Raw genomic sequence first — 18,871 nt, forward strand, 5'->3', positions numbered from 1 at the left:
ATATATGTCATTTACAAAAGAATTTACTTGGGGTGGCGCTACTGCAGCTAACCAATATGAAGGTGGTTATGATGAAGGCGGCAAGGGTTTAAATGCTGTTGACGTTTTAACTAATGGCTCAGCAACTGAACCGCGTAAGGTAACTTGGAAAAAGCCTAATGGTGAAACTGGAGCTACGCCTCTAGTTTGGGGGCAGGAATTTAGTCTACCTGAAGGTGCTGTTCCAACTATTTTAGACGGTTACTACTACCCTAGCCACCAAGGAACGGACTTTTATCACCACTATCAAGAAGATATTAAATTAATGGCCGACATGGGCTTTGATGTTTTCAGGCTATCAATGAACTGGTCCAGAATTTTGCCAAATGGTGATGACGAACAACCTAATGAAGACGGATTAGCCTTTTACGATAAAGTATTTGATGAATGTGCTAAGTATGGCATTGAACCACTGGTAACTTTATCCCACTATGAGACACCTCTTTCTTTAATTACCCGCTACGGTGGCTGGAAAGATCGCCATTTAATCGATGCTTTCGTTCACTACTCTGATATCGTGATGAAGCACTACAAAGGCAAAGTTAGATATTGGCTTACTTTTAACGAAATCAACGCCATGGACATGGCTCCTTATATGGGTGGCGGCTTAATCGATGGTAGCGAACAAAATCGTGCTCAAGGTGCTCACAATCAATTCGTAGCTAGCGCTAAGGTAGTTAAATTAGCCCATGAAATTGATCCCAACAACCGTGTTGGCCAAATGTTAGCTTATTCTGCCTACTACCCTTACACTTGTGATCCTGCTGATCAACTTAAAGTGATGGAAGCCAAGCAAGAGATGCTCTTCTACAGTGATGTTCAAACTGGCGGCCGCTACCCTAACTATCGTCTTAAGAAATATGAACGTGATGGGATTAAGCTTAATGATACACCAGAAGATTATGAATTAATCGCTAAATATCCGGCAGATTTCTTAAGTTTTTCTTGCTATACCTCAAACGTTTTAACCACTCATGAAGCCGATGCTAAAGCTAACGGTAATGTTTCTGCTGGTGGTGTAGTTAACCCATATCTTGAGAGTAATGCTTGGGGCTGGGCAACTGATCCAGATGTTTTGCGAATCGGCCTAAATGAGCTCTGGGATCGTTACCACAAGCCTCTATGGGTAGTAGAAAATGGTTTAGGTTCTGCTGACACCCTTGAAAAAGATGGCTCAATTCATGATAACTATCGTATTGATTACTTACGAGACCAGATCAAATCAATGCGGGATGCTGTCACAATTGATGGTGTCGATTTGATGGGATACACTACCTGGTCAGCAATCGATCTTGTCTCAAATGGGACTGGTGAGATGAAGAAACGCTATGGTTTTGTCTATGTTGATCGTGATGACCGTGGCAATGGCTCACTCAAGCGTTATCCTAAAGATTCATTCTACTGGTATAAAAAAGTTATCACCTCAAATGGTGAGGATTTAGACTAAAACTTTTATTTATAAGTAGAGCCTAGCTAAAAAGTGCTAGACTCTATTTTTCTAAAAAGATATGATGAAAGCATAAGTAATATAGATGAGAGAAGGAAAAGTATGATTACAATTACTAAACAATTCAACTTCAAGGCTAAGGATTTCTTTGATTACCTTGAAGAACAATTAATTCCTGCTATTAAAAAAGCTCGTGGTAATGACATGCCGGTAACGCTTGCTAAAGGTACTAAATACGAGGTGGATGGTGCCCAAGTAGAATTAACCGATTACGAAAGAAACAAGGTCTATGGGGCTCATTTTAAGACAGATCGAATGGAATTAGTGATTAAATATGTCACTGAGGATAACGATCAAGGCGTAAAAATCACCTTTTCTGAAGACATGCTTAGCTTTGACCGCGAGAAACACGGCAAACTCCAAACTATGTTTTACAATTTCCAATTAAAGATGGGCGCAAAGAAAGAATTAAGACGAATGGGTGACAATGTTTTAGCTAATATTGCAGCTTAAAATCGCCATCTCAGCAGCAAAAAGACCATAACTACTTCTAATTGTGTTGTAGTTATGGTCTTTCTTCGTCTCATTTCTTGCCTAATAATTATATTTAAGCACAAATCAGGCAAAAATTATCGAAAAAAATAACTCCCGCATTCGCAGGAGTTATTTTCATTTTCAGCGATTACTTATCTTCTTTTTTAAGAGAGCCAGATTCATACAGCTTTTCGTAAAGATCAACCATTTCTCCAGCTAAATCTCTAAAAGTGATAGCATTCATCAAGTGATCTTGAGAGTGAACTACCAACAAAGTTACATGCATGTGGTCGCCTTGAGCTTCTTTAGTTAACATGCCGGTTTGTGAATTGTGAGCTTCAAGAAGTGATTTGTCACTTTCCTTCAACTTTTCACGAGCACCTACAATATCGCCTTTTTTAGCCAAGCGAATTGCTTCAAAGGCTAAACTCTTTGCATTACCACCATTGGCAATTAAACCCATAGCAGCCATTAAAGTCTCTTGTTCTTTTTGTTCTGGAGTTTTCTTTTCTTCTGCCATAAAATCTGTCTCACTTTCCTTAGCTATTTTAGCTAATTAATTATTCACCTTTGATCAATTTTTCAGCTTGTGCCAAAACGTTAGCACCATTCATCATGCCGTAATCTTGCATATTAATTACGTCTAAAGGAATGTCCTTACCGTCTTTACCCTTACCTTTAACCTTGTTTTCGAAGTCACCCTTCATGTAACTTACTTGAGGCCCAAGAAGTACACAATCGATTTCTTGTTGTGCCATCTTGTCATCAGCTTCTGATGCTGGGCAAGCAAAGATTTCTGCATCAATACCTTGTTCCTTAGCAGCAGCTTGCATCTTAGTTACTAAGAGTGAAGTACTCATACCAGCACTACAATTTAACATGATAGTTTGTTCAGCCATAATAAATTTCCTCCTGAAATTTTTATTTTATAGTTTAATTAGCTTTTATTGATCTACACCAATTATTATAAAGCGCTTTCATTGATTTGTAAACAAAAAATTATACATGCACGTCTTAGTCTTACCATGCTTATATAATCATCTCAAGCAAAAGATATATACTTTTATCTCCTGACAGCGAATATTATATACCCTTTGTAAGCATTTTCAAATACATATCCTCAGCATGTTAAGCAAAGTCCTTTGCATACGTATGCTTTAACATAAAAAATAAATTATTTTTTAGCAAACGCTTTCAATTAATAAATGGATACTGTTAGAATGTATATGTAATTTATTCCTTTACAATAGAAAGGAGGCAGAATCTTGAGTCGCTATCAAGACATTGCCAATGATATAGAAAAAGATATTATTGAGAAAAAATATACAAGAAAACTACCTGAACAATTTGAACTGGCCCAAAAATATCAAACTAGTCGGGTCACAATCGTTCACGCCTTAAAGATTTTACAAAATAAAAAATTAATACGGACTGTCAAGGGACATGGGACCTTTATTACAAGCAAGTCTATTCCCGACATTTTTCTTAATTCTGATGTCAATGAGCATACCGGCTTTACTCGTCACGTCAATAATGCTCTCGCAATAACCAGTAATGTGATTGCCTTTAACATTCGCAAACCTAGTATTAGTGAACGAAAAGCTCTTTGTTTAGAAAAAGATGACGAAGTTTACGATATTATTAGACAACGAATTTTAAATAAAAAGCCAGCTAAATTAGAATATACCGTGATGCCAGTTAGCCGCATCCCCGGTATCACCCTAGATATTTTGCACAAGTCAATCTACTCTTATATTCAAAATGATCTTGGGCTTAAGATCGGCCGAGCAGATCGCATTATTACAGCTGAAAAATCTGATGCATATGATATGAAGTATCTTGAATGTAAAAATGATGATCCTGTTTTATGTATTCAGCAAAAGGCATTCCTTGAAGACGGACGACCTTTTGAAATTTCTGAGTCACGTAATCGCTATGACCGTGGTGATTTAACAGTTAATGGCAAATAAGTGTTACTTGATTAAAAAAATCAATTATGGCAAAATGGCTCTCGTAAGCGTTTCCAATTACATACAAGAAAGTGAGGAAAAATTTAATGTATTCAGCAAAAATGCCTAAAAACTTTTTATGGGGTGGTGCAGTTGCTGCCCACCAACTTGAAGGTGCTTGGAAAGAAGGAGGAAAAGGTACTTCTGTTGCTGATGTAATGACCGTTGGTTCAGCTACTAAACCACGTGAAATTACTGACGGTGTTCTTGAAGGCAAGAATTATCCTAATCACTCAGCCATTGATTTTTATCATCACTACAAAGAAGACATTAAATTAATGGCTGAAATGGGCTTCAAGGCTTTTAGAACTTCAATTGCCTGGACAAGAATCTTTCCTAATGGTGATGAAGCCGAACCTAACGAGGAAGGTTTAAAGTTCTATGACGATTTATTTGATACTTGTCATGAATACGGCATTGAACCCGTTATTACCCTCTCCCACTTTGAAATGCCTTTTAATTTAGCTAAAAACTATGGTGGTTTTACCAACCGAAAAGTAATCGATTTCTTCGTTCGTTTTGCAGAAGTTTGCTTCAAACGCTACAAGAATAAAGTTAAGTACTGGATGACCTTTAACGAAATTGATAATCAGTCTGCATTCAATAATGATTTCTTGATGGCTACTAACTCAGGCATTTTGTTCAAAGATGGCATGACTGACAGAGATAAAGAAGCCGCCATGTATCAAGCAGGTCACTATGAATTGGTTGCTTCAGCCTTAGCTGTTAAGATTGGTCACAAGATTAATCCTGATTTCCAAATCGGTTGTATGATTAACTACTCACCTGTACGTCCGCTCACTCCATCAAGTGATGATGTCCTTTTAGCTGATAAATGGGAGCAACGCCGTGACTGGTTCTCAGATGTACATGTTTTTGGTGAATATCCAAATGCAGTTGAAGCCTACATTGAACGAAATAGCTATCGTCCTGATATAACTGATGAAGATAAAATTGTCCTAAAGGAAGGCACCGTTGACTACGTTGGCTTCTCCTACTATCAGACTACTACCGTTTCTAGCGAAAAAGTTAAACCTGATGAATTAACTGATTTGGCTAAAGCTGTTGCTAAGAATCCAACCTTAAAGCGTAGCGATTGGGGCTGGGAAATTGACCCAGAAGGCTTAAGAATTGCATTAAATCAATTGCAAGACCGTTATCACAAACCATTATTCATCGTTGAAAATGGTCTTGGAGCTTACGATAAAGTTGAAACTGATGGGTCAATTCACGATGACTACAGAATTGACTACTTAAGAAACCATATTTCAGAAATGGAAAAGGCAGTTGAACTCGATGGAGTTAACTTAATGGGCTACTTACCATGGGGCTGTATTGACCTTGTTTCTGCAGGTACTGGTCAAATGGATAAGCGCTACGGCTTTATCTACGTTGATAAAAACGATGCTGGTGAAGGTACATTGGCTCGTTCACGTAAGGACTCATTCTTCTGGTACAAGAAAGTTATCGAATCTAACGGTCAAGACTTAGATTAATTAAACTATTAATAGCAAAAAACTGATATTCAGACTTTAATCATTGAATATCAGTTTTTTATTTTATAAATATTTACTGCCTTCTTTAATACTCAATTTAGCTAAATGCTCTCGATGCAGTTCAATGAAGTTACGCACCCAATCTGGATTGGTCTTAGAGTAATCACGCAAAGCCCAGCCAATTGCCTTATTGATAAAAAACTCCTGACTATCAAGATTATTTTCAATAATTTTTTGTAATAACGCGGTGTTCATTTTCTTTTTACGCAATAATTGATGCTCAATCGCGACCCTTCTTACCCAGAAATCTGGATCTTGCGACCACTTGAGCATTAGATCGTCTACTCGATTATCCGTTAAGCCAACATAGCCATAAATTTTGATTAATGAGTCAATCGTATCCCACCATTGCTTTGTTCTAACAAAACGCTCAATTTTAGCTAAATCATCAAAAACAATATACTTTTTCATTGCCAATAAATAATCACAGGCAAAATATTGCAATTCGCGTTGTTCTTCATCCCATGCCTGGTCTAGCAACTTCCAGTCAACTTCTTTTTTCTTCTTTTCATCTTTCAAAAAATTATGATAAATCGCCCTACGTTCTGGTGTTTGTAGGCCATAGAATAGAAATTGATTTCGCATGTAACCAACAAGATGATTGGCCTTTTCTTCATTTGCCCGAGCGCTAAATTCTTTTTTTAATGTTTCAATATTCATTTTTTTATTTTAGCACAAAAAGAGGTCTCCAAATTCTAGAGACGCTTATCGTAAAAATAATCATCTTCCCGATCATTTCAACTAAAATCTTGGTAGAATAAAAGTATCTATATTAAGAAAGGCATAAACAATGAAACAAATTTATTTTAACCATGATGGTAATATCGATGATTTAGTATCTTATCTGCTCTTACTACAAGCACCAGATATCAAACTTTTAGGCGTTGGTGCAATTGATGCAGACGGCTACATTGATCCTAGTGTTGAAGCATGTCGCAAAATGACCGATCTTTTTAACTTACGTGGTGATGATTTGACTATTGCTCGTTCCAACTCACGTGCAGTCAACCAATTTCCTCACGAGTGGCGGATGGCAACTTATTCATTTAATTATCTTCCCATGCTCAATGAAAGTGGCAAGATTGATACGCAACAGGCAAAGCTTCCTGCTCATTTAGACATGGTCGAAAAAATTAAAGAAGCAGACGAGCCTATCGCTTTAGTTATGACAGGTCCGTTAACTGACCTAGCTCGCGCTTTAGATGTCGATCCCGACATTGAGAAAAACATTGAAAAACTTTATTGGATGGGTGGTTCTCTTGATGGGCACGGCAACGTTGCTATGGTTAACGCTGACGGTAGTCAAGAATGGAACTCGTTTTGGGATCCATACGCAGTTAAACGCGTATTTGAATCAAATATTCCAATTCAGATGGTCGGATTAGAAAGTACGGAAGAATTACCACTTAACGATGAGTTGCGCCAGCACTGGGCAAGTTTACGCAAATATCCTGCAATGGACTTGATAGGACAAGGCTATAGTCTAATCGTATCTATACCATCAGCCGAACTCTATCTTTGGGATGTGCTAACTACAATCAGCGCACTATATCCAGAAGTTGTTGAAACCGAAACGGCTAAAGCAAGAGTCATCACTGATGGGTTAAGTGCAGGAAGCTTTGTACGGGATCCTAAAGGAAGAGAAGTAACCCTTGTTACTAAAGCCAATAAGGATCTCTTCTTCCAAAAGATGGATGAAATTTTAGAAAGAAAATAACAAAAAAGAGGCTCACGCCTCTTTTTTATATTGCCTTAATTGACTTTTTGTAAAGAATTACCGCAATCCAAACCGAAATGAATGATGGCAGTATCACAACTACAAACAAATTTGGATCTAAAAAATTACCTACTCTGATGAAGTTTGTAATTGAAGTAATATGTTTTATGTTACTAAATATCGCTTGATAAACTGTAACATATATTAACGACCACTGAATATAATATTCTACCAAAGTGAGTGTAGTTGTCGAAAACTTAAAAATTTTGCTAGCCAGTCGCATCCCCCAATAAACAAAAACACCTGAAAGTACAACAAATGCTGCTAACAGCAAAAACAAGTTTCCCAAATTAACATGGTCCCATTGACTCATGATCAAATACGCAATTACCATGAAAATTAAGAAATTAATTGTTGAACAACACAGCTGAATGACAAATAAAATTGCAGCCTTTAAGAATTCAAACTTGTGCTCTGATCTGAATAACAAAAATACTACTAGAATAATTACAGCAATGATGAAATATGTAGTAACGTGCACAGTTATCTCCTACTTTGCCTGTTTTAAGGCTTCGCTTGTAGCCTCTTTAACCCCATTGGAAGTAAATGTTGCACCAGTAACAGCGTCGATATCAGCAGATTGTTTATCCAAAATTTCCTGCTTTAATGTTTTTTCTGCTTTTTGACCATACTGCGGCGTTTCCGTAGATAAATCTAAATCTACAGTTGAAATTTTATTATCAGCTACAGTTAATGTCACACCTACAAAGCCTGCCATGCCGCGTGCACGGGCACTATATGTTCCTTCTTTTAACATCCTTTTTCCTCTTTTTTATAAAACGAAAAATACTGCTATATAATAAATATAACAGTATTCCTAAAAAAAGCCACAAAGATATTGTGTTTAGTATATCATATTGATATACTATTTCTTGGGTCTTGATTGTTTTTATAAGTCCTTATTATGACCCATGTGCAGGTAGTAGAATCCCCTTCTACCTGTTTTATTATACCACAATAAATAACTGATGTTATATCAAATCCTAAGTTCTTTTGAAAATTTCTCAAAAGGGCTTTTTTCTTGCACTATCCTTTATAAGTTACGTTAAAATTGAAATGGAATTATAAAGTTATATTTAAAGAAGGTAAAGCATGTATCCAGATAATAATATTCTTACATATTTAAAATGGCGTGGTGACGTTGACTTCTCAACATCGCCTTTTAATGATATTGATGCACTTGTTTTATCTATTTTTTCTTATCTTGAATTACCAGGTATTGTTAAAAGTAACGGAACGACAATTAGTTTAGAGAAGGCTGCCAAGCTCTATTTTGCAGATGATCATCCTCGTTATGATAATTTGCAATACCAAGAACTATTTAAATTAATGGCTCATGCAGACCGCTTTAAAAATGCAAAACTGTCGTATTTTATTAGTACGTTAACTGAACATACTCAATTTAGTGCAATCAAAATTGAACTAACTGATGGGACCAACTTTATTGCTTTTCGTGGGACTGACGATTCACTAATTGGCTGGAAAGAAGATTTTGAAATTAGTTTTAAAATCACTGTAGCCCAACAACAAGCAGTAAAATTGCTCGAAACTATTCTCAAAGCTGATGATCAAGATTATTACTTAGGCGGTCACTCAAAAGGTGGCAATTTAGCTGAATATGCTGCCATTAATATTGAGCCCAAATTAAGAAAAAGAATCAAACGTATTTATACCTTTGATTCACCTGGAATTGCAGAAGAAGTTGGTGCTCAGCTCCCTAATAAGTATTTGCAAAATACTCTACGCCGCTTTGTGCCAGACTTTAGCGTCATCGGTCGCTTGTTTGAGTCGAAAAATATTCCAGCCACTATTGTTGGTAGTACTCGCAAGGGATTAAGCCAACACGATGCTTTTTCCTGGCAAATAATCGGTTCTAACTTCGACACCAGACGCCACCGCAATGCTCAATCTCAAGTATATAATCAACTAATCAATCAATGGATTGGTAACGCCACCCTAGAAGAACGTGAGTCTTTAACTAATGACCTCTTCTCTGCTTTAAGCTCTAGCGGCGCAACTAAGATCAACGAACTTGATAAAAATGGTTTTGGCGGTTTTGGTGCAATTTTGTTTTCACTGGCTGATTCATCTCGGCGAACCCGTTTCGTCTTTGGTTCATTATTTTCCAGCATTTGGCAGACGATCAAGAGCCAGCAACTGACCAAAGCGCTTTTCTCAACAGACACAATTGTTGGTTGGGTGCTGGTAGTATTAGGAATCATTAGTCTAACTCTACCCCAATATGCAGTGCGCGCTTTTGGCGCCCTAGTTGCCTTCACGGGGATTGGTTTCAGTGTTCACCAAATTTTAACAACGGCAAAATCTAGTCTAAAAGACCGACAAAAAAACTTCTTTATTATTTCGTATTTAGTAGTTTTTGCTTTATCAACCGCGTTAATTTCTAATAACCGTCTACTAATTTTCTTAGCTCACTACTTCTTAGGACTATTCTTAATTATCTATTCCTACATTCGAATTAGGCAACTAGTCTTTCGTAAATTACCCGGAATTTTTCAGATTACTATTGTAGCGATCGAGGCATTAATTGCTTTTGCTTTAGGAATTATCGTAGTGGTTAACCCTAGTGCCTTTAATCGGAGAGCAATTATTATTATCGGTATTTTGCTAATTGCTTACGGCTTCTTCAAGTTAGTTGGCGAATTATTTGGCCAGCGCAGCAAAATGCCTAAAAATCATCGTTAAAAAAAGCTTGTTAACTTCAATATCAGTTAACAAGCTTTTTTCTTAGCCCTTAATAAAGGTATTAGCCTTTATATGCTTTAAAATGTTATACCCGATTGCACGAATATGATTTTTACTACCATAAGTTTGATTCAAAAACATTACAATTCCATTCTGATTATCAGTAGTCAGTTGCATCCAGTTAACAAAGTGGGTATCACCAAAATTGCCATAAGCGACTTTTAAAGTTTGATTCTTTTTCAGATAAAAACCACCTGAGTAAGTATTAACCTTAGAACTTAAATGACCAAGATAATGGAACTGTTTTTTAGTCAGAATCTTGCCATTTTGCATACCTGATTGGATTTTATAATAATCATTAGCCGTTGAAAATAGATTCCCAGCACCAGGCAATTGAGAAACAACATTACGATTAGCATAGGCACTAGCACTGTAATTTTTACCACCAGAATAAAGATATGAAATCGCATCAGTCTTTGACCGCGGAATTTGTTGGTAAATATAGGTTTGCTTCAACTTCAATGGTCGAATAACCCGCTGTTTCACATTAGCAGCATAAGACTTTCCCGTTACTTTACTGATAATGCCTGCCAGCAAAACATAGTTAGCATTATTGTAATTAAATTTACTGCGTCCCGTATTTTCTCGTGCATTGGCTTGGGCAATTGTCCAATTGATCGCGCCATTTTCAGAAAAATTAACTCCATGATTAGATTCTGTTCCAATTACGTTAATTCCTGAGGTATGTGTCATTAACTGCCCCACCGTAATTTGGTTTGCATGCTTCAAATTTGGATACCAGCGTGAAATCTTAGTATTCTGATTGAATTTCTTCTGGTAGATTAACTGTGTAATTATTGCAGCAGTAACCATCTTTTGCAAAGAACCAACTGGATAAAGCAATTTTGTATTGCCATTTTTCAGTCGTTTGCTGTAATAACCGTAGCCTAAGCTAACACGTTGAGCATGCCCATTTTTTACAATTTCAATGCTTCCTCGTAAATGATGCTTTTTCATCATCTTAAGCGTATATTGCCGTAGTTGCTTATTTGAATAACTCTTCGCCTGCACAGCATGATTTGACATTATCAAACACGATGAACAAAATAAAATGAAAGCTATCCCGAACTTTTTTAGTGTCTTCAAAATTTCAATCTCCTTTTAATCCTGAACTATTCTACCACAATCAAAAAGCGCAAAATCACTTTTAATCATGGTTTGCGCTTTCATTTTTATTTTTTAAAATTTTTATAGTAAGTTCATCTTAACTAGGTATTCCGCATTTTCAACCGTATTCCATGCAGCACCCTTAAGCAAATTATCGGCTACAATCCACATGTTGAAGGCACCCTTATTTTCATAATCAGGGCGAATGCGGCCAACAAAAGTTTCTCGCTTACCTGTTGCATTAATTGGTTGCGGATAAATTTGATGTTTAATATCATCTTCCAAAACATTACCTGGAAAGGCAGCAACTGCATCTTTAATATCTTGTGCCGTTGCAGTCTCATCTTCAACAGTAAAGTAGACACTTTCCCCATGAGAAATTGGCACAGGAACCCTAACACAAGTTGCAGTTACCTTGATATCTTTGGCATTCATGTCATTCAGCATGATCTTCTTTGTTTCATGAATCATCTTCCATTCTTCATGAGAATAGCCACTATCTTCTAAAACATCAATTTGAGGTAACAAATTAAAGGCTAATGGGTAATGCTTTTTGTCTCCTTTAGTAGGTAAAATATGAGCATCTGCTTGCATGTCTTTACCATCAAGGTAATCTTGACTTTCCTTTTTTAATTCATCAATTGCTGCTTGCCCTGCTCCTGAAGCAGCTTGATAAGTGGAAACGATAATTTGTTTCAAACCAAATTTTCTTCGAACTGGTTCCAAAGCCATTACCATTTGAATTGTTGAACAATTTGGATTGGCAATGATGCCGTGATGCTTTTTCAATGCTTCTGGATTAACTTCAGGTACAACCAGTGGTACATCTGGTTCCATTCTAAATGCTGATGTATTATCAACACAGACAGCACCACGCTTAACGGCTTCCGGCAGAAACTTCTTTGACACTGCACCACCAGCTGAGGAAAGTACTAAATCTACACCATCAAATGATTCTGGTGTAGTTTCTTCAACTGTCAAATCTTGATCCTTAAATTTTAAAACTGTACCTGCTGAACGTGAGGATGCGAGTAGCTTTAAGCTTTTAACTGGTATCGTTGATTGTTCCAATTGTTCGATCATTCTTCTTCCCACGGCACCAGTAGCACCTAGAATTGCAACATTATATTCTCTCACCATTATTTTTCTCCTCGCAAAAAATTCTTCATTCTTTCCATCGCTTCATGTAGATTTTCATCACTGGAAGCATATGACATTCTAACGTACCCTTCTCCACCAGGACCAAAAGCACTACCTGGAGTAATACCGACTTTTGCTTCAAATGCTAAATCCAGTGCAAATTGCATATCATTTTTACCATATTTAGCTGGAATCTTAGCGAAAATATAAAATGCTCCCTGTGGTTTAACTGCTTGCATCCCCATCTTAGCTAATTCATCCAACACAAAATCGCGCCGTCTTTGATATATTTTGCGGTATTTTTCTGGATCATCCAATCCATGCTCCAAAGCTTCAGTCGCTGCAGCTTGAGAAGAGTCAGTTGTAGTCGTAACCATTAAACCATGGACTTTACCAATTTGTTCCATAATTTTTGCCGGACCAGCTACATAACCCAGTCGGTATCCTGTCATTGCATGTGACTTAGATAATCCAGAAATATAAATTGCCCGTTCAGGAATCACACTTGCAATTGAAAAATGCTTAACGCCATAAGTTAAAGTACTGTAAATTTCATCAGTAATTACGTACAGATTGTGTGCTTTTATCACTTCAGCTAATGCCCTAATTTCGCTTTCGGTGTATTCAACTCCTGTCGGATTAACTGGGTAGTTTAAGATAACCGCCTTGATATTAGATTCTTCCTTAAGTGTACTTTCTAATCTTTCTGGCGTTAATTTAAAGTTATCTTCTGACGTGTTCATTAATACATAATCTGCATCTGCTAAAGTTGCAACTGGCCAATATAGTGAAAATACCGGTGTAGGAATAGCAACCTTATCACCCGGATTGGTAATTGAAAATAGTGTCGCATTAATTGCTTCAGTTGCGCCAACTGTAACCACAATTTCAGTTTCTGGATCGTAAACTACTCCAGTTGCTTTTTTCAAATAATTGCTAATTGCTTGCCTAAGTTCCAATTTTCCCTTTTGTGGCGCATAGTGTGAATCATTATTTCGAATACTTTCAATTGCAGCTGTTTTAACATGCTCAGGTGTATTCATATCAGGCTCACCCAAAGTCAGCTTGATAATTCCAGGAATGGTTGAAACTTTATTATCAAAAATCCTAATCCCCGAAGCCTTAACAGATTGAATCTTCTTACTTAAAGCCAAGTCATTTGCTAATTCTGGCATAATTTTTCCTCTTATAAAATATTCTCTAAGCCAATAACTAGTTCAGTTAATTGATCAACTTTTTCTAAAGCAACTTTAACCCCACTCATAAAGGAATCACGATCAAATGAATCCTGTCTAATGGTTAAAGCTTCGCCAGGTCCACCAAATAAAACTTGCTCATGTGCAATATAGCCAGGTAAGCGTACTGAATGGATTTTAATTCCTTGATAATCTCCACCGCGAACATTGGCTAAAGTCTCAGTTTCATCAGGCGCAGTTTGATGTTCAGGACGATTTTGCGCGATCATTTTTGCAGTAGCTAAAGCAGTGCCTGAAGGTGCATCTTTTTTATCTGCATGATGCATTTCAATAATTTCAACATCAGGGAAATACTTAGCAGCTTCTTCAGCAAACTTCATTAATAAAACTGCTGACATTCCAAAATTAGGTGCGATTAAACCACCTAATTTTTCCTTTTTGGCTAGTTCAATCAAAGTTGCTTCTTGATCATCACTCAAGCCAGTAGTTCCAACAATAGGTTTAATTTGATGCGTTAAAGCAAAATAAACATTGTCATAGACAGCTGCGGGAGTAGTAAAATCAATCCAAATATCTGCAGCATGGTCAGGAATTTGACTTAATTGGTTAAAAATTTGGGCTGTTTTAGGTAAATGATATCTTTCAGGCTCATTTACTGCCTTTGGAGCAAATCCAGCCACCAATTCAAAATTGGGCAGCTGATTAACTAAACTAACAGCCTTTTGCCCCATTGCGCCAGTAAACCCAGCTATTAGTACTTTTTTAGGCATCTCGTCTTACCAATCCTTTCCTAAATTAAGTGGCAACTTTTGCATCAATGCATTAGCATTTAAACCTAAATGCTGGGCCAACTTTTCTTTTTCCTCATCACCTAAAGCGACTAATGGCAAACGACATCCCCCTACTATAAATCCTTGAGCATTCAAGGCTGCCTTAACAGGAGCTGGTGAAGGATACATAAACAAAGCCTGCATTTTCGGCGTTAACCAGCGTTGAATCGTGCCCGCCTCAGGATAATTTCCTTCATAAAGATCATCAAACATTCGCCGCATTTGTTTGCAATATAAATGGCTAGCTACGGAAATAACGCCATTGGCTCCTAGTAATCTTGCAGGTAACGCTTGCGTATCTTCACCACTAAATACCAAAAAATTAGGATCTTTATGATCAATAATGTATTCCATTTCTTCTAAAGATGCACATTGTTTGATTCCCTTAATATTTTTAAGGCGTGATAATTGGACTACCGTTTCTTTTTCCATCTTCACGCCAGTTCGACCAGGGATGTTATAGATCAAAATTGGGATCTTAGTTTGTTCATTGATAGCACTAAAATGTGCAATCATGCTACGCTGATCAGGCTTATTGTACGGTGGCACTACTACTAAGGCATAATCAATTCCTTTAATTTGTGCTACCTCATTGGTGAAGGCGATAGTGGTTGCAGTGTCGTTACTGCCCGTTCCTGCAATAACCGGAACACGTCCATTAACAATTTGACCAAAATGCTGGTACAAGTCTATCTTTTCATCATGAGTCAGAGTTGGCGTTTCTCCGGTCGTACCACCAACTACAAAGCCATTGCAACCTTGGTCAATTAAATAATTAACCAGCTTTTCTAAACTGGCAAAATCTATTTTTTGATTCTCATCAAATGGCGTAACAATCGCCGTTAACAAATCTGCATCAATTAATGTTGCCATTTTATTGCCTCATTCTATTAATCAAAAATCCTTTGATTGCATCAACGCCGCGCTGAATGCTTTTCTCATCAGGATTAAGTGTAGCCGTATGCAATTGTGAATCAGGATCACCAACACCTAGCCAAAACATTGTCCCAGGGAATTTAGCCAGCAAAAAGCCAAAATCTTCACCTGTCATTTTTGGTTCAGTAGTAATAAAGTTAACCGTCGGCTGACTTTTCATATATGAAATAAAGTTCTTGGTTAATTGTGGGTTATTTTCTACTGGCCAATATCCACCTTGATTCAAATCTAACTTCACTTCTACACCAAAGCTTTTCTCAATACCAAGACAGATTTCTTTGAGACGTTGATCGATTGTCAAAATCATATTTTGAGTTAAGCCACGAATCGTGCCCTCAATTCTAGCTTGACCTGCAATTACATTTCTAATCGTACCAGCTTCGATTTTGCCTAGAGTAATAACACCACTTTTAATTGGATCTATGCTTCGTGAAATAATAGTTTGAACCTGCATGATCAAACTTGCTGCTGCAACTACCGTATCATTTGCATCTTGCGGAAAAGCTGCGTGTCCACTTTTACCTAAAATATCAATATTGACTTCAGTTGTACCAGCAAAAAGTGTACCCATCCGACACCCAATGCTACCAGCAGGCAAAGCGGGGTTATCATGCAAGCCATAGAACTCGTCAGGTTTAAATTGATCATGAAAAATTCTTTTTTCATAAGCTTGCATCCCACCACTTTGGCTTTCCTCGGCTGGCTGAAAGAAAAAAAGCAAATTATCTTGTGGCTGATTTTCACTAAAATAGCTTAACAAACCTAATGCCACGGTCATATGAATATCATGTCCACATGCATGCATTACTCCCTCATGTTTTGATGAAAATGCCAGTCCAGTTTTTTCAGTAACTGGTAAAGCATCGATATCAGCACGATATCCTATCGTTCTGTGCGGTTTTCTTCCTTTAACTAATACTAGAATTGCGGTAGGCAGTGTCGACGGTATCTCAACTTCCAAATAATCTTGCTTAAATTTTTGAATTATCTCGATTAAATAATCATGTGTTTCTTTTTCTGCTAGTGCTAATTCAGGTATTTGATGTAAATGCCTTCTAATTTGAATTAACTCACTTTCACTTAAAACTGACATTTTATAACTTTCTCAGATTATCTTCTAGTTCCGTCTTACTACTAGTTTTTTCATCAACTTTTTTAATAATTTTAGCAGGAACACCCGCTACCATCGTATGTGCTGGCACATCATGAGTAACTACTGCTCCGGCTGCAATAACGGCTCCTTCACCTACATGAACACCCTCAATCACAACTGCATTAGCTCCAATCATGACATTATCATCAATTTGAACCGGTTTAGCTGAAGCAGGCTCAATTACACCAGCCAATACGCTACCAGCTCCAATATGACAATGTTGTCCAACAATGGCACGGCCACCGAGAACTACGCCCATATCAATCATGGTATTAGCCCCGATTTCTGCTCCAATATTAATAATGGCACCCATCATAATTACTGCATTATTACCGATTACCACTTGATCACGAATAATAGCTCCTGGTTCAATTCGAGCATTAACTTTTTTGAAGTCCAATAAAGGAACTGCTGAATTTCGTGCATCATTTTCAATATGGTAGGCCGTAATTTGATGATTTTCTTTTAAAAATGGTTCAATATCTTTCCAGTCACCAAAGATCACGCCAGAATGAGCTTCAGTAAAATTCTCAATTTTCTTTGGAAAATCAATTTGTGCTAAATCTCCTTTAATAAAGACTTTTACCGGTGTCTTTTTTGGTGCATTACCGATGTAATCAATAATACTTTTTGCATCTAACTTTGCCATCTTTTTTCTCTTTTCTAATTTAAATATGATTGATCTAAATGAACCAAGTCTTCTAAACTTTCACGCTTAATGACTAATTTTGCTTTACCATTTTCTGCAAATACCACTGCTGGTCGAGGATTACGATTATAATTTGAAGCCATTGAATACCCATATGCACCTGTATCCAACATCGCTAACAAGTCTCCAGCTTTGACTTGTGGCAAAGCTTGATCTTCTGCTAATATATCGCCACTCTCGCAATACTTACCAGCAATACGAACATGTTCAGTCAAAGGCGCTTGTGGATCGGTGGCTAAAACTGTTTCATACTTAGCCTGATAAAGTGCAGGGCGAATATTATCTCCCATCCCGCCATCGACAGTAATATAAGAACGATAACCTGGAATATCCTTACGGCTACCCACCGTATAAAGGTTGTAACCGGCTGGACCAACAATTGATCTTCCCGGTTCAATATCGATTTCAGGTAAAGGATAATTCATTTTTTCAGCTTCAGTTTTGATCACCTTAACAATCGTCTTAACAAATTCTTCTGGTCGTAATGGATGATCTTCTTGGGTATATTTAATCCCAAAACCGCCACCAACATTAATAACTTGTGCAAGATAGCCATACTTTTCTCGCCAATCTTGCGCTACTACCATTAATTTTTGTGCTGCCATTTCAAAGCCGTTTAAGGCAAAAATCTGTGAGCCAATGTGAGCATGAATCCCCAACATTTTCATCCTAGGATTAGCTAGAACTTGTTTTAATGCCTTTTCTGCTTGACCTGATTCAAGATCAAAGCCAAATTTACTATCAATCTGACCTGTTTGATCATATTCATGGGTATGTGCTGAAATCCCTGGTGCAATACGCAACATGACACTAATCGTAGCATCGTACTTTTTTAAAACTTGCGCCAATAACTGAATCTCATGAAAATTATCAATAATAATTTTGCCAACATGATTTTTTACAGCCATTTCCAATTCAGCTAATGATTTATTATTACCATGAAAGCTAACTCTCTCCATTGGAAAATTGGCTTTTATTGCAGTAAATAACTCACCTGCTGAAACTACGTCAGTGTATGCTCCCTCTTCTGCAATAACCTGATACATTGCGATTGCTGCGAAAGCTTTACTTGCATAACTAACAGCATAGGCCATGTTTTCTTCTTCAAAAACTTTCTTAAAAGCCCGAATTTGTCGACGAATTTGATCGACATCATAAACTACTAATGGCGTACCATACTTTTGAGCTAATTCTACTGTATCAACTCCACCAATCGTTAAATGGCCTTGCTCATTAATCTGATCTACTGCAATTTGTGAATTCATTTTGTTCTCCTGTCTTTTTCAGGCGAAACGCTAATAAAAAATCCATTGTCTGCGCCAAACAAACAATGGATTAATTTCTACTTAATCTATGGTCGATAGCGCTCCGCGAATTTTGTTCGCGACAGTCCGCAGTTTATTCAACTACGCCCCAGCTCAAGCCTTTAGCATGACTCAGCTTCGGCAACCTCCCCTTTTACAATTCATCTTCGTTTTGCCCAACTCAGAATTGTTACTTATGTCGGCTGCGCCTCTTCGATTGACTGTAGTTTACAATTTTATAAAAATATAGTCAACAAATTTATTATAAAAATTTAATTTTATTTGTAACAATGCGGCATTTAGAGTGATAAATTACGAGACCGTAAAATAGTTTGTGTAAGGATGAATATTTCCTTAATTTTATTTCCCTG

The 18,871-nt window shown here is 37.2% G+C and carries 19 protein-coding genes and 1 riboswitch; of the genes, 6 read left to right on the plus strand and 13 right to left on the minus strand.

All coding sequences use genetic code 11. The annotated features are described in order from the left end of the window. Positions 1-4: 4 nt before the first annotated feature. The gene (locus CP366_RS05515) at positions 5-1,486 is read left to right on the plus strand and encodes a glycoside hydrolase family 1 protein (protein ID WP_013086199.1); all 1,482 of its coding nucleotides are present in this window, start codon (positions 5-7) and stop codon (positions 1,484-1,486) included. Between the two features lie 102 nt (positions 1,487-1,588). Continuing rightward, positions 1,589-1,999 carry a DUF3284 domain-containing protein gene (locus CP366_RS05520; RefSeq protein ID WP_005721311.1) on the plus strand — a complete coding sequence of 137 codons (411 nt, stop codon included), beginning with the start codon at positions 1,589-1,591 and terminating at the stop codon, positions 1,997-1,999. Between the two features lie 169 nt (positions 2,000-2,168). Here CP366_RS05520 and CP366_RS05525 read toward each other — a convergent pair whose 3' ends face one another. Both CP366_RS05525 and CP366_RS05530 read right to left on the minus strand, forming a co-directional pair. Further along, on the minus strand, positions 2,169-2,540 hold the full coding sequence (locus tag CP366_RS05525) for a PTS lactose/cellobiose transporter subunit IIA (RefSeq protein WP_057726685.1): 372 nt from the start codon (positions 2,538-2,540) through the stop codon (positions 2,169-2,171). A 40-nt stretch (positions 2,541-2,580) separates the two neighbouring features. After that, on the minus strand, positions 2,581-2,919 hold the full coding sequence (locus tag CP366_RS05530) for a PTS sugar transporter subunit IIB (RefSeq protein ID WP_005718920.1): 339 nt from the start codon (positions 2,917-2,919) through the stop codon (positions 2,581-2,583). 366 nt (positions 2,920-3,285) lie between these two features. Here CP366_RS05530 and CP366_RS05535 point away from each other — a divergent pair, with 366 nt between their 5' ends. Both CP366_RS05535 and CP366_RS05540 read left to right on the plus strand, forming a co-directional pair. Beyond that, the gene (locus CP366_RS05535; protein WP_005724582.1) at positions 3,286-3,990 is read left to right on the plus strand and encodes a GntR family transcriptional regulator; all 705 of its coding nucleotides are present in this window, start codon (positions 3,286-3,288) and stop codon (positions 3,988-3,990) included. An 86-nt stretch (positions 3,991-4,076) separates the two neighbouring features. Further along, positions 4,077-5,525, plus strand: a complete 1,449-nt coding sequence (locus tag CP366_RS05540; protein WP_089147644.1) for a 6-phospho-beta-glucosidase — start codon at positions 4,077-4,079, stop codon at positions 5,523-5,525. Positions 5,526-5,588: 63 nt separating this feature from the next. Here CP366_RS05540 and CP366_RS05545 read toward each other — a convergent pair whose 3' ends face one another. Next, on the minus strand, positions 5,589-6,245 hold the full coding sequence (locus tag CP366_RS05545) for a DNA alkylation repair protein (RefSeq protein WP_060461854.1): 657 nt from the start codon (positions 6,243-6,245) through the stop codon (positions 5,589-5,591). A 130-nt stretch (positions 6,246-6,375) separates the two neighbouring features. On the opposite strand from CP366_RS05545, the gene CP366_RS05550 reads away from it, so the two are divergent. Continuing rightward, on the plus strand, positions 6,376-7,302 hold the full coding sequence (locus CP366_RS05550; protein WP_005728111.1) for a nucleoside hydrolase: 927 nt from the start codon (positions 6,376-6,378) through the stop codon (positions 7,300-7,302). Between the two features lie 25 nt (positions 7,303-7,327). Here CP366_RS05550 and CP366_RS05555 read toward each other — a convergent pair whose 3' ends face one another. Then, positions 7,328-7,843: a hypothetical protein gene (locus CP366_RS05555; protein WP_013086193.1), complete on the minus strand. Its 516-nt coding sequence runs from the start codon at positions 7,841-7,843 to the stop codon at positions 7,328-7,330. Between the two features lie 9 nt (positions 7,844-7,852). Next, positions 7,853-8,119, minus strand: a complete 267-nt coding sequence (locus CP366_RS05560; protein WP_005728109.1) for an FMN-binding protein — start codon at positions 8,117-8,119, stop codon at positions 7,853-7,855. Positions 8,120-8,454: 335 nt separating this feature from the next. Between CP366_RS05560 and CP366_RS05565 the strand changes: the two genes are divergently transcribed. Further along, on the plus strand, positions 8,455-10,065 hold the full coding sequence (locus tag CP366_RS05565; RefSeq protein WP_013086192.1) for an Mbeg1-like protein: 1,611 nt from the start codon (positions 8,455-8,457) through the stop codon (positions 10,063-10,065). Between the two features lie 42 nt (positions 10,066-10,107). Here CP366_RS05565 and CP366_RS05570 read toward each other — a convergent pair whose 3' ends face one another. The 8 genes from CP366_RS05570 to lysA all read right to left on the minus strand — a co-directional run bounded on the left by CP366_RS05570 (position 10,108) and on the right by lysA (position 18,461). Further along, complete coding sequence (locus CP366_RS05570; RefSeq protein ID WP_089147645.1) at positions 10,108-11,151, minus strand: serine hydrolase; 1,044 nt, start codon at positions 11,149-11,151, stop codon at positions 10,108-10,110. 162 nt (positions 11,152-11,313) lie between these two features. Further along, complete coding sequence (locus CP366_RS05575; RefSeq protein ID WP_013086190.1) at positions 11,314-12,372, minus strand: aspartate-semialdehyde dehydrogenase; 1,059 nt, start codon at positions 12,370-12,372, stop codon at positions 11,314-11,316. Further along, positions 12,372-13,547, minus strand: coding sequence for an aminotransferase class I/II-fold pyridoxal phosphate-dependent enzyme (locus tag CP366_RS05580; RefSeq protein ID WP_023488387.1), 1,176 nt, complete (start codon positions 13,545-13,547; stop codon positions 12,372-12,374). The genes CP366_RS05575 and CP366_RS05580 overlap by 1 nt, the downstream gene beginning before the upstream one ends. 11 nt (positions 13,548-13,558) lie before the next feature. Continuing rightward, positions 13,559-14,338: a 4-hydroxy-tetrahydrodipicolinate reductase gene (gene dapB, locus CP366_RS05585; RefSeq protein ID WP_005718904.1), complete on the minus strand. Its 780-nt coding sequence runs from the start codon at positions 14,336-14,338 to the stop codon at positions 13,559-13,561. 6 nt (positions 14,339-14,344) lie between these two features. Further along, positions 14,345-15,271: a 4-hydroxy-tetrahydrodipicolinate synthase gene (gene dapA, locus CP366_RS05590; RefSeq protein ID WP_023488385.1), complete on the minus strand. Its 927-nt coding sequence runs from the start codon at positions 15,269-15,271 to the stop codon at positions 14,345-14,347. Between the two features lies 1 nt (position 15,272). After that, complete coding sequence (locus CP366_RS05595) at positions 15,273-16,427, minus strand: N-acetyldiaminopimelate deacetylase (RefSeq protein WP_089147646.1); 1,155 nt, start codon at positions 16,425-16,427, stop codon at positions 15,273-15,275. Position 16,428: 1 nt separating this feature from the next. Further along, positions 16,429-17,136, minus strand: coding sequence for a 2,3,4,5-tetrahydropyridine-2,6-dicarboxylate N-acetyltransferase (gene dapD, locus CP366_RS05600; RefSeq protein WP_065990403.1), 708 nt, complete (start codon positions 17,134-17,136; stop codon positions 16,429-16,431). Between the two features lie 14 nt (positions 17,137-17,150). After that, positions 17,151-18,461, minus strand: a complete 1,311-nt coding sequence (lysA, locus tag CP366_RS05605) for a diaminopimelate decarboxylase (protein WP_089147647.1) — start codon at positions 18,459-18,461, stop codon at positions 17,151-17,153. 87 nt (positions 18,462-18,548) lie between these two features. Beyond that, a riboswitch (Lysine riboswitch) is annotated at positions 18,549-18,722 on the minus strand. Between the last annotated feature and the right edge of the window lie 149 nt (positions 18,723-18,871).

It is taken from the genome of Lactobacillus sp. UMNPBX15, assembly GCF_002553785.1.
In the GTDB taxonomy this organism is placed as follows: domain Bacteria; phylum Bacillota; class Bacilli; order Lactobacillales; family Lactobacillaceae; genus Lactobacillus; species Lactobacillus crispatus.

Excerpts from the sequence above, each read along its gene's own strand:
- CP366_RS05560 (WP_005728109.1), bottom strand. The coding sequence starts at position 8,119 with ATGTTAAAAGAAGGAACATATAGTGCCCGTGCACGCGGCATGGCAGGC.
- CP366_RS05580 (WP_023488387.1), bottom strand. The coding sequence starts at position 13,547 with ATGCCAGAATTAGCAAATGACTTGGCTTTAAGTAAGAAGATTCAATCT.
- CP366_RS05545 (WP_060461854.1), bottom strand. The coding sequence starts at position 6,245 with ATGAATATTGAAACATTAAAAAAAGAATTTAGCGCTCGGGCAAATGAA.
- dapD (WP_065990403.1), bottom strand. The coding sequence starts at position 17,136 with ATGGCAAAGTTAGATGCAAAAAGTATTATTGATTACATCGGTAATGCA.
- CP366_RS05525 (WP_057726685.1), bottom strand. The coding sequence starts at position 2,540 with ATGGCAGAAGAAAAGAAAACTCCAGAACAAAAAGAACAAGAGACTTTA.
- CP366_RS05595 (WP_089147646.1), bottom strand. The coding sequence starts at position 16,427 with ATGTCAGTTTTAAGTGAAAGTGAGTTAATTCAAATTAGAAGGCATTTA.
- CP366_RS05565 (WP_013086192.1), top strand. The coding sequence starts at position 8,455 with ATGTATCCAGATAATAATATTCTTACATATTTAAAATGGCGTGGTGAC.
- CP366_RS05530 (WP_005718920.1), bottom strand. The coding sequence starts at position 2,919 with ATGGCTGAACAAACTATCATGTTAAATTGTAGTGCTGGTATGAGTACT.
- CP366_RS05540 (WP_089147644.1), top strand. The coding sequence starts at position 4,077 with ATGTATTCAGCAAAAATGCCTAAAAACTTTTTATGGGGTGGTGCAGTT.
- CP366_RS05575 (WP_013086190.1), bottom strand. The coding sequence starts at position 12,372 with ATGGTGAGAGAATATAATGTTGCAATTCTAGGTGCTACTGGTGCCGTG.
- dapB (WP_005718904.1), bottom strand. The coding sequence starts at position 14,338 with ATGCCTAAAAAAGTACTAATAGCTGGGTTTACTGGCGCAATGGGGCAA.
- dapA (WP_023488385.1), bottom strand. The coding sequence starts at position 15,271 with ATGGCAACATTAATTGATGCAGATTTGTTAACGGCGATTGTTACGCCA.
- CP366_RS05520 (WP_005721311.1), top strand. The coding sequence starts at position 1,589 with ATGATTACAATTACTAAACAATTCAACTTCAAGGCTAAGGATTTCTTT.
- CP366_RS05550 (WP_005728111.1), top strand. The coding sequence starts at position 6,376 with ATGAAACAAATTTATTTTAACCATGATGGTAATATCGATGATTTAGTA.
- lysA (WP_089147647.1), bottom strand. The coding sequence starts at position 18,461 with ATGAATTCACAAATTGCAGTAGATCAGATTAATGAGCAAGGCCATTTA.
- CP366_RS05570 (WP_089147645.1), bottom strand. The coding sequence starts at position 11,151 with ATGTCAAATCATGCTGTGCAGGCGAAGAGTTATTCAAATAAGCAACTA.
- CP366_RS05515 (WP_013086199.1), top strand. The coding sequence starts at position 5 with ATGTCATTTACAAAAGAATTTACTTGGGGTGGCGCTACTGCAGCTAAC.